This window comes from Pedobacter sp. PACM 27299, assembly GCF_001412655.1.
Lineage (GTDB): Bacteria > Bacteroidota > Bacteroidia > Sphingobacteriales > Sphingobacteriaceae > Pedobacter.
Genome location: NZ_CP012996.1, coordinates 2,407,176 through 2,420,710 on the forward strand (window position 1 = coordinate 2,407,176; position 13,535 = coordinate 2,420,710).

At 37.5% G+C, this 13,535-nt stretch carries 14 protein-coding genes; 10 read left to right on the forward strand and 4 right to left on the reverse strand.

The features are described 5' to 3' along the window. The first annotated feature begins 1 nt into the window (after nt 1). The 4 genes from AQ505_RS10055 (at nt 2) to AQ505_RS10070 (ending at nt 3,575) form a co-directional block, all read left to right on the forward strand. Nucleotides 2-1,105 carry a toxic anion resistance protein gene (locus AQ505_RS10055; RefSeq protein WP_062548056.1) on the forward strand — a complete coding sequence of 368 codons (1,104 nt, stop codon included), beginning with the start codon at nt 2-4 and terminating at the stop codon, nt 1,103-1,105. A gap of 8 nt (nt 1,106-1,113) precedes the next feature. Beyond that, complete coding sequence (locus AQ505_RS10060; RefSeq protein WP_062548057.1) at nt 1,114-2,076, forward strand: hypothetical protein; 963 nt, start codon at nt 1,114-1,116, stop codon at nt 2,074-2,076. Between the two features lie 38 nt (nt 2,077-2,114). Beyond that, complete coding sequence (locus AQ505_RS10065) at nt 2,115-3,104, forward strand: TerC/Alx family metal homeostasis membrane protein (protein WP_062548058.1); 990 nt, start codon at nt 2,115-2,117, stop codon at nt 3,102-3,104. Between the two features lie 117 nt (nt 3,105-3,221). Then, nucleotides 3,222-3,575 (forward strand): hypothetical protein, encoded by a 354-nt coding sequence (locus AQ505_RS10070; protein WP_062548059.1) that lies wholly within the window; start codon nt 3,222-3,224, stop codon nt 3,573-3,575. A 60-nt stretch (nt 3,576-3,635) separates the two neighbouring features. On the opposite strand, the gene AQ505_RS10075 is transcribed toward AQ505_RS10070, so the two are convergent. The 4 genes from AQ505_RS10075 to AQ505_RS10090 all read right to left on the reverse strand — a co-directional run bounded on the left by AQ505_RS10075 (nt 3,636) and on the right by AQ505_RS10090 (nt 7,719). Next, nucleotides 3,636-4,964, reverse strand: coding sequence for an OmpA family protein (locus AQ505_RS10075; protein WP_062548060.1), 1,329 nt, complete (start codon nt 4,962-4,964; stop codon nt 3,636-3,638). Between the two features lie 201 nt (nt 4,965-5,165). Then, complete coding sequence (locus AQ505_RS10080; RefSeq protein ID WP_062548061.1) at nt 5,166-6,554, reverse strand: MBL fold metallo-hydrolase; 1,389 nt, start codon at nt 6,552-6,554, stop codon at nt 5,166-5,168. Nucleotides 6,555-6,589: 35 nt separating this feature from the next. After that, entirely contained in the window at nt 6,590-7,438 is an 849-nt protein-coding gene (locus tag AQ505_RS10085) for an SDR family oxidoreductase (RefSeq protein ID WP_062548062.1), read from the reverse strand. 74 nt (nt 7,439-7,512) lie between these two features. Beyond that, nucleotides 7,513-7,719, reverse strand: coding sequence for a cold-shock protein (locus tag AQ505_RS10090; protein ID WP_062548063.1), 207 nt, complete (start codon nt 7,717-7,719; stop codon nt 7,513-7,515). Between the two features lie 324 nt (nt 7,720-8,043). Here AQ505_RS10090 and AQ505_RS10095 point away from each other — a divergent pair, with 324 nt between their 5' ends. The 6 genes from AQ505_RS10095 (at nt 8,044) to AQ505_RS10120 (ending at nt 13,531) form a co-directional block, all read left to right on the forward strand. Beyond that, the gene (locus AQ505_RS10095; protein ID WP_062548064.1) at nt 8,044-8,253 is read left to right on the forward strand and encodes a hypothetical protein; all 210 of its coding nucleotides are present in this window, start codon (nt 8,044-8,046) and stop codon (nt 8,251-8,253) included. A 301-nt stretch (nt 8,254-8,554) separates the two neighbouring features. Further along, entirely contained in the window at nt 8,555-8,929 is a 375-nt protein-coding gene (locus AQ505_RS10100; RefSeq protein ID WP_062548065.1) for a hypothetical protein, read from the forward strand. A gap of 90 nt (nt 8,930-9,019) precedes the next feature. Next, nucleotides 9,020-9,523 (forward strand): response regulator, encoded by a 504-nt coding sequence (locus tag AQ505_RS10105; RefSeq protein WP_231635064.1) that lies wholly within the window; start codon nt 9,020-9,022, stop codon nt 9,521-9,523. Continuing rightward, a complete protein-coding gene (locus tag AQ505_RS10110; protein ID WP_062548066.1) occupies nt 9,523-10,599 on the forward strand; it encodes a sugar transferase in 1,077 nt (358 codons plus the stop codon). The genes AQ505_RS10105 and AQ505_RS10110 overlap by 1 nt, the downstream gene beginning before the upstream one ends. A 72-nt stretch (nt 10,600-10,671) precedes the next feature. Beyond that, nucleotides 10,672-11,352 (forward strand): TolC family protein, encoded by a 681-nt coding sequence (locus AQ505_RS10115; RefSeq protein WP_062548067.1) that lies wholly within the window; start codon nt 10,672-10,674, stop codon nt 11,350-11,352. A 22-nt stretch (nt 11,353-11,374) separates the two neighbouring features. Beyond that, on the forward strand, nt 11,375-13,531 hold the full coding sequence (locus AQ505_RS10120; RefSeq protein ID WP_062548068.1) for an exopolysaccharide transport family protein: 2,157 nt from the start codon (nt 11,375-11,377) through the stop codon (nt 13,529-13,531). The last annotated feature ends 4 nt before the right edge of the window (nt 13,532-13,535 follow it).

Sequence of the window (13,535 nt, forward strand, 5' to 3'; positions counted from 1 at the left end):
TATGGAAATAAACCCGAATAATACCCAAAGCCTGAGCCCAGTTCCGGTTAAACTGGACAAGGATGGAAATGTTGATCTGGCAACGATCAGCCCGGAAGAGGTAAAGAAATATAGTGAAATTAATAAGTCGCTGGTGCCTTCTGACGTGAATTCTATCTTGAATTATGGAGTAGAAGCGCAGAACTCTATGGAGAAATACAGTAATGATTTTTTATCATCTGTAAGAACCTATAATAGCGGTGATGTAGGTGGTTTGATTAATGAACTGCTGACTGAGCTGAATTATATAGATGTTACCGAATTGGAACAGAGTGGTTTTAAATCCTTCATTTCAAAAATTCCTTTTCTGAAGAATCTGGTAGTTGACGTTAAAAAACTCTTTCAAAAATATGATGTGGTGGTCAATAATATTGACAAAATCACTAATAAAATTAAGGCTGGCCGCTTAAATTCTATCAAGGACAACAGTTCATTGCAAACCATGTTTGATAACAATGTATCTTATATCCACCAGATGGAAGAACTGATTATTTCAGGACAACTGAAGTATGAAGAATTGAAGCTGAAACTGGCGGAAATGGAAGGTAGACCTGCTGATTTTGAGGATTATGAGATCGCCGATTTAAGGGATTTCGTCACTAGACTCGACAGACGTTTGGCAGACATGAAAATTGTTCGCTTTATCATGCTGCAATCATTGGCTCAGATTCGTGTGGTGCAGAATAACAATACTTCTATCGCTGAAAAAGCACAGTCTATTGTATCTACGACCATTCCGGTATGGAAAAACCAGCTGACTATTGCTGTGGCTTTACAAAGGCAAAAAGCCAATGTAGAGATGCAGAAAAAGATTTCTGATACGACCAATACAATTCTGCAAAAGAATGCAGAAATGCTGAAACAGAATAGTATTGATGTGGCGACGGAAAATGAAAAAACGGTAGTATCATTAGATACGCTGAAAATGACTACGCAATCGTTGATCGAAACCTTGAATGAGGTGAAGAAAATTCATGAAGAAGGAGAGAAGAGCAGAAGAGTATTGGATGGGGAATTGAAAACTCTGGAATCTGAATTGAAGAAAAACGTGACGCGCGTTAATTAAAAAAATCGATGGATGACCGCCGTAATTATATTTTAAAGGAATCCCGCACAGAGATCAGCCGTTTACAGCTGCTCTCTGTGTTTTTTGAGGAGGAAGCGGTTTATAAAATATACCTGCGCAGCCAGGTGATACATCAGCTATTTGAACAGAATGAAGAATTGGATATTGATAAACTGGAACTTTTTCATGTCCAGTTTACCTCCAGTGTCATCGAGCTGCTCAGAAAAATAAAGAAAAATAATGAGAAGAATGTCAGCCTGATCTATGATGAAATAGAGCTGAATAAGGAGCTGATAGAGCGAATGAGTAACTCTGTCTTTACAGATAAGAATTTTAAGCTGGACCAGCAGAAACAAGCCTTAAAGATCAATTTGTCTTTAAGGAAGCTTTTTGAGGTACTGTCTGAGTTGAGTACCGATTTTCCTTTTTCAAAAAACATCAATTCATTTAGCTCCAGATATGCTAAAGATTTTTATTATAACATTACTCCTGATCAGTTGACTGAACTGATTCAATACGATCCTAAAAATGTGTATTTAAATATACATGCAACGATCGAACGAAAGTTAATGGGCACTCTTTGTAAGTACGATTTTAAAACGGAGTTTTTTTGCGGATTAAAGTCAGGGCAAATGATCATTGAGGTTTATAAGTTCCTGGAAGTGGACCGGTATTTTCTCTTTTTCCCCAACAGAAATCTCTTTCTGTTTTGTGATATGGAGGTGTTAAAGGAGGTCGATTGGACGAATAACCTATCAGAAAAGGAAAAGATGATTCAGGAGCTTTCCTACAAAAATGATAAGCTGGAAAGTAGTGCTGCGGCACTAAAAACTTATATTCCCAAAGAAATTATCGACCTCTTGGAGGAGAATTACCTGAAAATTTCAGATATAGATTTCCTGGAACATTTGAATAATTTTGATGTACAGGCTAATATTTTAAAGGCAATGCTTAAAACCGATCTTTTTTAGCATTTTTAACACAGTAAATTTTAAAACAATAATTTAACATGGATAATAATTTGATTAATCATCCCGGTGTGATCATCGGGTTTGCGGTACTGGTCGTCGTGATGCTACTGCTGGATTTGGGCGTTTTTAATAAAAAGGCACATGCCGTAACCAGCAAGGAAGCTGCAATATGGTCTGTAGTTTGGATTACTTTATCTATGGCATTCAGCGGGGTAATTTATGTGACCTCCGGATTTGAGAAGTTTACTCAATTTCAATCGGCATACTGGATTGAGAAGGCATTGTCGGTCGATAACCTCTTTGTATTTATCCTGGTATTCGGATTTTTTAAAGTACCTAAAGAGCTACACCATAAGGTGTTATTTTGGGGTATTATTGGTGCCTTATTGTTCCGTGCAATTTTCATCTTCGCCGGTGTAGGATTGATTAACTTAACCTATTTGCCTGAAATGACGCTATTTGGTGAGGTGATTCGCATCAATGTTGTCTTATTGATTTTTGGTCTTTTCTTAGTCTACGCTGGTATTAAATCATGGGTGGCTGATGACGATGACGATGAAGAAAAAGACTTTAGCAAAAGTGCTGGTGCACGTTTGATCTACAAATTCTTTAAAGTATCAAAGGAATTTGACGGTGCTAAATTTTTCACTGTAGAAAATGGAATTAAAGTAGCCACACCTCTATTGGTAGTGGTTGCGGTAATTGAGTTTACAGATTTACTTTTTGCAGTAGATTCAATCCCTGCGATTTTTGCGATTGCTCCGGATGATCCACTAATTCTATATACGTCTAACATTTTTGCAATCCTGGGTTTAAGAGCCCTGTATTTCCTATTGGCTAATTTTATCCATATGTTCAGCTTATTGAAATATGGATTGGCGATTATCTTGTCCTTCATTGGAGTTAAAATGGTGATTGCGCCATTCTATCATATTTCTTCACCACTATCATTGTCGATTGTAGGTGGAGTATTGATCTTATCAGTAATTGCTTCTATTATTTTTGTACCAAAAGAGAAAGCAGCATAAGCTCAACAGGAGTGGTATGGAAAAGGCCTGGGTTTTAATAAACTCAGGCCTTTCTTGTGATAGGAGATTTCTATATTTGAAGCGGGCATCTATGATGAGGCCTGAAAACCACTTAGCATGCAATACCATTTAGAGATCAGTCTTCCAGCAGATTTTTCTATCAGAGATAGGGAAAAGGCAATACTTGAGTTGTTGGAAGCTAATAAAGAGCCTTTAGCATTAATGCTGCAAGGATACCATACAAAAGAAAAGGTACGCCATGTCTTATTAACAGCAGATAGTCTGATGTTAGATGGAGCAGGGAAGGGGAGTGTTACCGCTGTTTATCAGCTGGAAGAATATAATGTCTGCAGTGCTATTGATCGGATCGATATGGAAAGCATGATCCTCAGTTTCCTCATTGATGAACTGCGCAATACATTGAAAGTATCAGGTGTTTTTATCCCGGAACGCGAACCGGATTCTTTTTAATTTTGGGCATAAAAAAACCGGCAATTACTTGCCGGTCTTCCTTCTTATGAGTTGATTAAACTAGTACAATGTAAATTCTACTCTTCTGTTCTGTTGACGACCAGCTGCAGTTTTATTGGTTGCAATTGGTTGGTTTGGACCGTAACCTACTGCCTCAATACGTGATGCATTAGCGCCTTGAGAAACTAAGTAAGCTTTAACTGCTTCTGCTCTGTCTTTCGATAAACGTAAGTTTAACGCCATAGAACCAGTATTATCTGTGTGACCAGCTAATTTAAGGCTGAAGTTTTTCTCTACTAATAATGCCGCAACACGGTTTAAAGTAGGGAAAGATTTATCACGAATGGTTGCTTTTCCTAAATCAAATTCCAAGTTTTTAATCGCTTCAGATACTACTTTACGATCAGCTTCTGTGATGATGATTTTTTCTTTGATTATAGGAGCTACTGCAACGAATGGACATCCTGAACCATCAACAACTGTTCCTGCTGGAGTACCAGGGCATTTGTCAAATTTGTTTGCTACGCCATCTCCGTCGTCATCTCCCATTTCTTTAGCATAGATTTCTCTATCTCTTGCCGCTTTTTGTTCAGCTGTAGACAATGCATTTCTTAATGCTGCACTCTCTTCTGCACTTTCATTACGTAAGTTAGCTAATGAGCTGTAGTTTTGTAATTGTGGTTTTGATTTGCTACCTAATGCAAATTCGATACCTGCATGTCCATAAGAGAACTTATCAAATTTACCCGTGTTTAGACCGTCAAATTCAGCAGTCTTTGTGAAGTTTACATCATAACCGAAGTCTAAGTTAATGCCTTTAGCTACGCCTAATTTGAAACCTGCACCTACAGGGATAAAGTATCCATCTTTGTAATGGTTTTGTACGGTAGTTGTACCATTAGAGTTTTCAGCACCTGAAGACATATAACCCACACCACCTTTTACGTAAGGAATCAATACTGCATTTTCGTTGTTAATGCTGATGTTAGCCAGATTGTATACCGCTGTTAAAGCTGCAGACCATTCAAGATGCGTCTCAAAAGTAGTGTTGCTGCCAAAATATTGAGGTGTTCCTAGGGGATTGAACTGTCCCGAGCCTTTTACTTTACCAGCAAGGAAATCTGCTTGTAAACCTAAAGCTGGAAGGATTTGTTTTTTGATGTATCCACCATAACCTAATGCTTCTCTAGCGCTATTGTAATCTCTATTAGCACCGTTAAAAATAGTATTTGAGCTAAGTACACCTGCATGAGCACCAATTGACCAGGTGCGGAATTCTTTTTTTCCGAAACGGCCAGTAGCGTCAGGAGTTGTATCTTGTGCGAATAATTGCGATGAAGCACCCAATAGGGTCACTACCATTGCGGCTTTTGTAATGTTGGATTTCATATTCTTTTTCAATTAGATATTTGCGTTCTTCAATTGTTGAACTACAATCCTCCTTGAAATAATCTTGCCAAACACATTTTAGGGGTTAAATAATTAAGAATACATTAATAATGAGCTAGTTATTGGGTTTTTGAAAAATGGCTGAATTTCCATAAATAGGGATCAACGCTTGGAATTTGTGTATAGTATTTTAGACATTTATTATAAATCGAAGATTTCTCCGAGCTCTGGAATGCTGACTTTATAGTTGATTTCCCGCAATGCTTCGGCAAGACTTTGCGTGCTTTTATCTTCGCCATGAACTAGAAATACCTGTTTTAAGAGTATAGGATCTTGTTGTTTTACAGTATTCACCAAATCCTGGTGATCCCCATGTCCGCTCAAAAGATCTGTTTTTTGAATTCCAGCGTACACCATTAAGTCCCGGTTCCTCAGTCTTACAATAGCATCTCCACGAAGTAAACGGTGGCCTAGTGTGCCTTTTGAACAATAGCCGATGAATAGGATGGTGCAATAATAGTTTTGTATATTATAATATAAGTGGTCTTGTATTCTTCCGCCTTCCAGCATTCCAGCAGAAGATATGATGATACATGGTTCATGGTAATTGGAAATGGAAATACTTTCACGTTTATCCTGTACATAAGAAAGTCCCTCAAATTCGAACTCATCCCCCTTGTTTTTATAAAATTCCTGAGCCTCTTGATTCAGTAAATGATGATGTCTACGGTAAATAGTGGTAGCAGACTCTGCCAGGGGGCTATCTACAAATATTTTTACGTAAGGAAGTAAGCCTTTACTGAAGATTTGATTTAAGGCAAATACGAGTGCCTGTGTTCTGCCAATGCTAAAGGCCGGAATGATCAGCCTCCCGGGGGATTTAATACAGGACTCCTGAATGGTGGCCACTAATTTTTCCTCCAGGCTCATTTCTTTGCTGTGGAGCCTTCCGCCATAAGTAGATTCGGAAACCAGATAATCTACTTGTGGAATGGGATCAGGATCGGATAATACAGGATAGTTACTGCGGCCAATATCACCTGTAAATGCTATTTTTTTAGTAATTCCCTGATCTTCGACGGTCAAAACAACTGCTGCTGCACCAAGCAGGTGACCTACAGGGATAAATTCCAGGCTCAGCTCCGCATTGATGCGGAATGGTTTATGGAAGTTTAGGGTCACAAATCGGTCAACCGTATCCATGACGTGTTTATGCAGATAGAGCGGCTGCGGACCTGGTCCTCTTTTTCTACGTCCTTTACTCGGCTTGCTCTGTTTACTTAGAAAAATGTTAACAGAATCAAGTAAAAGCAATTCCGCGAGGTCAGCCGTAGGTGGAGTACATAGGATCTGGCCTTCAAAGCCCATTCTGATTAGGGTAGGTAGATTTCCAGAGTGATCAATATGGGCATGGGTAAGGATCACTACATCTATAGCAGCAGGATCAAATGGAAAGTATTGGTTCTCTTCTTGATAGGTCTCTTTCTCATAATCCAGACCACAATCTACCAATATTTTGTAATCTTCTAATTCCAGCAGATGCATGCTCCCTGTTACCTGTCTTGCTGCTCCCCAAATGGTCAATTTCATATTCCGGTATTCCTTAAATGCAGCAATATATCAATTTAAAATTTATTGCGATCCATCCATTCCGAAAAATCAGCGATCCGGTATTGATATTGCAAGGCGGTATTTGAAGGCGCTCCGCAAACAATTTTCCAATTTAATAATTCATCATTGAAGGCTGGTAAAGGCAACTGAGCTTGTTGTGCAGCTTTAACATAAAAGACTTGTTTACTGGGATGGTCAGGGCTGCATACATTATATATGTGACCAAAGGCAGCCTGCTCAATCAAGGCCAGCGTAAATTCTACACAGTCTTCCTGATGCACCAGATTTACCGGAGCCTGTCCATTTGGAATGTCCTGTTTCCCGGCAAAGAACCTTCCTGGGTTTCTCCCTGGGCCGATTAATCCGGCAAAACGTAGGATGGTAGTGGTAAAAGAAGAATTGGAGCTTAACCATTGTTCTGTCTCCAGCATGGCTTTACCGGAAGCAGTATCAGGTATTGCCGGACTTGAGCTAGTTATTTCCGCATTAGATTCCCCATAAACAGCAGTGGAGCTGATAAAGATCACCTGTGGTATTTTTTGAGCTTGTGCTAAAGTCGCTATCTTTTGGATTTTCCCTAAAAAGGAGGCCTGTTCGGAAGTATTCCTTTTGGGAGGTATAGCGATCAGCAGCAGATCTGTTTGGAAAAACTCTGGATGACTTTCTATAGCATCTTCCTGAAAATTGAGCAGGAAAGGTTGGATAGACAGAGCAGCGAGCAGTTCCATTTTCTCCGGACTGGTACTGGACCCTTTTACCTGGTAGCCGGCAGATAGGAGGCGCTTAGCGAGCGCTAATCCATACCAGCCACAGCCAAGAATACTGACGGTCGGTTTTTTAATTGCTGTTGAGTTGGTTTGCATAGGAATGCGTTGCTGATTAAATAAAAAAGGGGTAATGCCTGAGCATCCCCCCCTTTATACAATGAATGTAAAGACTAAAGAACGGTTACGTTTGAAGCCTCAGGACCTTTTTTTCCTTCATTCAATTCGAATTCTACGCTGTCTCCTTCATTCAATTCTCTGAATGAATCTCCTGCAATCGCAGAAAAATGTACGAAAATATCTTTTCCTCCATCTTCTGGAGTTATAAATCCAAACCCTTTTGCAGAATTAAACCATTTAACTTTTCCTGTTGTACGCATATTATTATATATATATTTCGAGGTGAAAATAATGAATTGAATATTAATATCAAAATCTTAAAGTGAGGGTGGAGCATATTTTAAACATAGGAAATTTTATTTTGTTAAAACCTATCTTAGAGGGACTTGTTAATTTAGCCAGGCGGTGATCAGCAGGTAATTGGCTTTCATTTTGGTTCATCATGCAGGCTAAGGTCTAGTGCTGATGTGATTTAGCTCCTTAATGTAAGCCAGGTATCTTTTGATATCAACTGGAAATACATTCCGGATAGTTAAATAGGAGGGGTAGTTTAATGGTCGTAATTAAAGAATTGTAGGGACAATATGATGAATTATAGGAAAAATCAACTCAGCAACAGAATTTATGAGGAAAAAAATAACCTTGGTTTAGACGCCGATGGCTCTTCTGAGGATTTTTCATTCAATAGTTATTTGAATAGCGACCATGAAAGAGTAACAGGGAATCCCGATGGGGAAAATGACCTGAAGTATCCAAACCTTCCAGTAGAACGGAGTTCTTTAATGGACAAATAAAACTACGTAGTGAAGGCCCTATTTATTGGTCAGAAAAGATGCTTTAAAAGCTATTTTGGCGGTGTAACACGTATTTCTACAGTGTGAATAGTTGTAGAATAATGCCCACAATGGGGTGTTTATTGGGAAAATAAACCTCCTTTAATCTAAGGTTTATCAAATCATCAATGCTATTTTTAATATAGAAAATAGGTCTCAATTAGCTTAGGCCTGAGTTTATGAGTTTATTTTTGCCTTCATTTCCGCAAAATACAGGCTTGGCTTGGTTTTTTCCCTTAATATCTTGTTAAATTACAGGAAAATGCGCGTTTTATCTCCCTTATTGTTAATAGTAATGGTTGCTTTTTTAAGCAGCTGTAAGAAAGACAATTCTTTAGATAGTCTTGATCATGTGATTTTAAAGCGTGAAGGTCTTTTAAGAGTGGAATGCAGTAATTGTGAAGTCAGGTATCAAGTCAATAGCAAGGACTATAAGGTAGGGATTGATCAGGGAAGTAATGATATGGCTTTTTATTATTCTGGTGATTTTGCCTTAGTGACAGAGGTACTTTCTAAAGAAGAACAAAAAATAAGGGTGCTGGTGGTCGACGCCTTCGGTCGGGTAGTGTCTAATGAATTGAATAAATGGTCCGCTGGTGAACGCCGCAAGAAGACATTTGAGATAAATATAAAATAAATGAGCTGGTAGGAAATATGGAATTAAATAATTCCTGCTTTTTTTTAAATCAAAGAAACTTTAATTAAAGGTTTAAGTAGAAAAAGCATTATGTTTACAGATAAAATCAGTAACAACAATAGTACAACCAGACCACCTGAAACAGATCACGCTCCATATTTGGATAAGTTTTTGTTGTGGAGTTCTGGCAAGACGCACACTAAAGAATACATGGAAAGTAAAACTGGTCACAGAAAAAGCATATTAATTGTAGATGACGAACTTAGTATTCTCAAGCTGTTGAGTTTCATTTTGGCCGCAGATTATGATTTAATCATTAAAAAAAGTGGGATAGAAGCAATTGCCTGGTTAGAAGAAGGCAATGATCCTGACCTGATTATATCTGATTTGATGATGCCTTATTTTGATGGAAGTTCTCTAATCAGAAACCTTAAAATAAGTGGCTTCTATAGAAATACACCGGTAATCTTACTGTCGGGCGCCGAGGATCTTGCTGAAAAAGTAAAAAATATGCCGTTTAAAATAGACAGTTATTTAGAAAAACCTTTTAATCCGGCAACATTAAAAACTCAAATTGCTCAACTTATCGCATAATGAACACGTCTACAATTAATCGTCCTCAAATTAATGCTAAAATTGTGCATTTCGGAAAACTCCTTAAAAGTGTGATTTCCGAAGAATTTGATGCCAATGTAGAGCAAATGGATGATCCTGAAGACTTTAAAAGGTATCTGGATCAGCAGTCTTTACTAACCTTGCCGGATATTATTTTAATTGAAGTGGATGACAATAAGAATTGCTTCGATCAGATTAGAGAAATTAAGAAAAATCCTTTACTTCAGGGATTGATCATCGTGCTGCTTGGCATCAAAGAAGATAAGAAATGGAGACAGCAGGCTTTGGAGCTGAAGGTCAATGATTATTATACTTATCCATTTCCTCTGGAAGATTTTTGTGAAAGACTTAATTTTTTAGTTAAATTTAAGTTAATCAAACCTAAATTAATGGAATTGGCTCAAACAGTAGAGGTGGAATACCAAACTCCCTTCGCAAAACGTGCATTTGATGTGATTGCATCAGGCATGGCACTGTTATTTTTATTTCCATTGTTCATCATTGTTGCCATCTTAATTAAATTAGAATCCAAAGGCCCTATAATTTACAAGAGTAAAAGGGTAGGTGCAGGGTATCGCATTTTTGATTTCTATAAATTCCGCTCCATGAGAAGTGATGCGGATAAGATGCTGGATTCCATTGCTAATTTGAACCAATATGCCAATGAATCAGATAAAAAGAATGGTAAAGCGGCTTTTGTGAAGTTTAAAGATGATCCAAGAATAACTAAGCTGGGTGCATTTTTAAGGAAAACGAGTATTGATGAGCTGCCACAGCTAATCAATGTGTTTATCGGTGACATGTCGCTGGTAGGCAATCGCCCGCTGCCTTTATATGAAGCAGAACAGCTGACCACCAATGAATGGTCTACCAGATTCCTTGGCCCTGCAGGCTTAACCGGTTTATGGCAAATCAGCAAAAGAGGGAAGAAAGATATGTCCGAAACAGAACGCAAGGAACTAGATAACTTTTACGCAGACAATTATTCGATATTACTGGACCTTAAAATTATATTGAAAACGATTCCTGCATTGATTCAAAAAGAAGAAGTTTAGCCTCAACACATAATCTTAATTAGAAACAAAAATATAAACGCTTAAATCAAATTCTCTTAACCACACTAAATCATGAAAAATCTATTTAAAATGGCATTAATTGTATTAATGTTTATAAGCCTAGATACTTACGCTCAGGAATCAATTATCGGCGATATTAAATATGCTGATTTGGAGAAATACATTGCATTAGCAAAACAGAACTACCCAAGAAGAAAAGCCTTGAATGAGACGGTAACGAAAGCAAAAGCTGAATTGCCAATTACTGCACTATCTTACCTGGATATATTTAATGCTTCTTATTTCTACAGACCTGAAAAGAAATCTGTGATCGATCCTATAAACCCATATAATGTGAATGGATTCCAGTTCGGAATTAATGTGAATCTTGGTGCTTTCTTACAAAAACCATTTACTGCTAAAAAAGCCAAATCTGACCTAAAAATTGCCCAATACCAGGCAGATGAATATGAACTTGCATTGGCTGTTGAAGTAAAAAGAAGATATTATACGTATATTCAACAAATAAGCCAGCTGAAAATTTATAGTCAAAGTGTTCAGGATAACAAGAATGTTGCTGATAATCAATTGTATAAGTTTGAAAAAGGCGAAATTACGTTAGATACCTATAATCAATCAAGAATTAACCTGACGAATGCAAATACATCAAAAATTCAAGCGGAAGTAAATTTGCTTAATGCTAAAGATTCATTGGAAGAAATTATTGGTGTCAAACTTTCCGAAGTTAAATAGATAAATATTTTAGCCCCTAATAATGGATATAAAAGCATTTTTAAAAGTTCTTAATAAATATAAATGGTTATTGATTTTGGTGCCCATCACGGCAGCAGTCATTACTTTCTTTCTGGTAAAAAATCTTCCTAAGGAATACAGCTCTGAGGCGCAGATTGCTACTGGACTTGTGGATCAATCTAAACAAGTAGTTGGTGCTGGAACTCAGAATGCTGATTATTTTAAAATAAATCAGCAATTTTCTAATATCATTGAAAGGATGAAAATGAGAAGGATCATGAGCATTCTGTCTTATCGTCTCATCCTCCATGACCTTGAAAACCCGAAGGATCCCTTTAAACCTTATAGTCCTAAACTGGATTCTCTTGATAACAACCAACGCCAGGAGCTGATACAGATATTTAATGAAAAGCTGCAGCAAAAAAGCGTGGTGACGATTCTGGACAATAAGGGCAAGTTCAAATTATACGATATCCTGTCCTCTATGGGTTATAACAAAGAGGATTTAGAGAAAAAACTAAACATTTACAGACCTGATAATAGTGATTTTATTAACGTTAATTACGTTTCTGAAAACCCAAAGCTGTCTGCTTTTGTCGTGAACACCTTAGCCATAGAATTCATTAATAATTATGGACGAGATGTAAATACCAATCAAAATAATTCCATTCAGCTACTGGATTCCTTGTTGAAAAAGAAGGAAAGCACAATGAATGAGAAGAATGCCGCGTTAAAAGAATTTAAGATGAAAAATGGGGTGTTAAACCTCGACAAACAATCTGAAATTGTTTATACGCAGATTTCTGCTAATGAAGAGCGCAAGGCTCAGGCAATTAGAGAGATTCAGGCAAACCTGATGGCTATTGCAGATATTGATGCCAAACTGAATGGGCGATCAGGTGATAGTTTTTCCCAAGGAAACTCTACAGTTGATAATAGAGCTATCGTGAACCTTAAAAACCAGTTGAAAGAGGCAAATGATGCTTATATCGATGGTAACTTTAAAGTGAGTGATAAAAAGAGAATAGATTCTCTTTCCAGACTAATTGATCGTTTGAGTTCGAGAATTTCTGATGGTGATGTAACCAATCCTATAGCCTCAAGACAAGGTTTGATCCAACAAAAGCTGGCTTTACAAACAGCTGTAAGTCAGGCTAAGGGAAGTATTAAGTCTATTGACAATGAATTGGCGATGTTGAAAGCCAAGTACAATAGCATGGTTCCATTTGATGCAGGTATTCAGAATTATGAACGTGATGCTGAATTGGCAACTAAAGATTATATGGCCTCGTTGGACTCCTATAATCAAACCCGTACAGAACAAAATATTGCGTTAAAACTTCAGCTGGCTCAGGTTGGATTGGAAGGACCTCCAATGCCGTCAAAAGGAATTATTTACATTGGCTTAGCAGGAATAGCCAGCTTTTTCATCTGCTTCGTTTCTGTTTTGATTATTTTCCTATTGGACAATACGATACGTGATTCCAGACAATTGGAGGCGGCAACAAATTCGAGAGTGTTGGGAAGTCTAAATTATATGAATGATGCGGACCTTAGTATGAGGAATGTATGGAATGACAATAAGAACAATCCTGAATACACAGCCTATAGGGATTTGTTGAGATCACTGCGGTTTGAGATTTCTAATGCATTTGAAAGTGATGACACTAAGATTTTAGGGGTAACCAGTTTAAATGATAAAGAAGGTAAATCTTTTATTGCAAGTAGCCTGGCCTATTCTTTTGCCATGATTGGTAAAAAGGTTTTATTGATCGGTGGGGAAACTGAGGTCGTAAAATCAAATTCTAAAGAACTGTCTTTAAGTCAGGATTTTGAAACCTTCCTGGTAAAACGCCAAATTCAAACGGAAGATTTGATCACTGTTTTGAATAAAAATGACAACAATTCTTCCTTACTTGAAATGCAGAATGCTAAAAATCTGCGTGCTGGATTTGAAGTGCTTAGAAATGAGTTTGATGTGATTATTATTGACGTGAATAGCCTTCGTGATATTAATATCGCTAAAGAATGGTTACTGTTTACAGAGAAAAATATTGCAGTATTCGAGTCTGGAAAATCATTAGAAGACAGAGATAAAGAGCTGATTGCTTATATTAAAGACCAGCCGGGTTTTCTAGGTTGGGTTCTGAATAAGATTCAATTAAAGAAAATTAAATAGCGTT

Bases quoted from the DNA above. Each gene is read 5' to 3' on its own strand.
- AQ505_RS10055 (WP_062548056.1), top strand. From the start codon at position 2: ATGGAAATAAACCCGAATAATACCCAAAGCCTGAGCCCAGTTCCGGTT.
- AQ505_RS10060 (WP_062548057.1), top strand. From the start codon at position 1,114: ATGGATGACCGCCGTAATTATATTTTAAAGGAATCCCGCACAGAGATC.
- AQ505_RS10065 (WP_062548058.1), top strand. From the start codon at position 2,115: ATGGATAATAATTTGATTAATCATCCCGGTGTGATCATCGGGTTTGCG.
- AQ505_RS10070 (WP_062548059.1), top strand. From the start codon at position 3,222: ATGCAATACCATTTAGAGATCAGTCTTCCAGCAGATTTTTCTATCAGA.
- AQ505_RS10075 (WP_062548060.1), bottom strand. From the start codon at position 4,964: ATGAAATCCAACATTACAAAAGCCGCAATGGTAGTGACCCTATTGGGT.
- AQ505_RS10080 (WP_062548061.1), bottom strand. From the start codon at position 6,554: ATGAAATTGACCATTTGGGGAGCAGCAAGACAGGTAACAGGGAGCATG.
- AQ505_RS10085 (WP_062548062.1), bottom strand. From the start codon at position 7,438: ATGCAAACCAACTCAACAGCAATTAAAAAACCGACCGTCAGTATTCTT.
- AQ505_RS10090 (WP_062548063.1), bottom strand. From the start codon at position 7,719: ATGCGTACAACAGGAAAAGTTAAATGGTTTAATTCTGCAAAAGGGTTT.
- AQ505_RS10095 (WP_062548064.1), top strand. From the start codon at position 8,044: ATGATGAATTATAGGAAAAATCAACTCAGCAACAGAATTTATGAGGAA.
- AQ505_RS10100 (WP_062548065.1), top strand. From the start codon at position 8,555: ATGCGCGTTTTATCTCCCTTATTGTTAATAGTAATGGTTGCTTTTTTA.
- AQ505_RS10105 (WP_231635064.1), top strand. From the start codon at position 9,020: ATGTTTACAGATAAAATCAGTAACAACAATAGTACAACCAGACCACCT.
- AQ505_RS10110 (WP_062548066.1), top strand. From the start codon at position 9,523: ATGAACACGTCTACAATTAATCGTCCTCAAATTAATGCTAAAATTGTG.
- AQ505_RS10115 (WP_062548067.1), top strand. From the start codon at position 10,672: ATGAAAAATCTATTTAAAATGGCATTAATTGTATTAATGTTTATAAGC.
- AQ505_RS10120 (WP_062548068.1), top strand. From the start codon at position 11,375: ATGGATATAAAAGCATTTTTAAAAGTTCTTAATAAATATAAATGGTTA.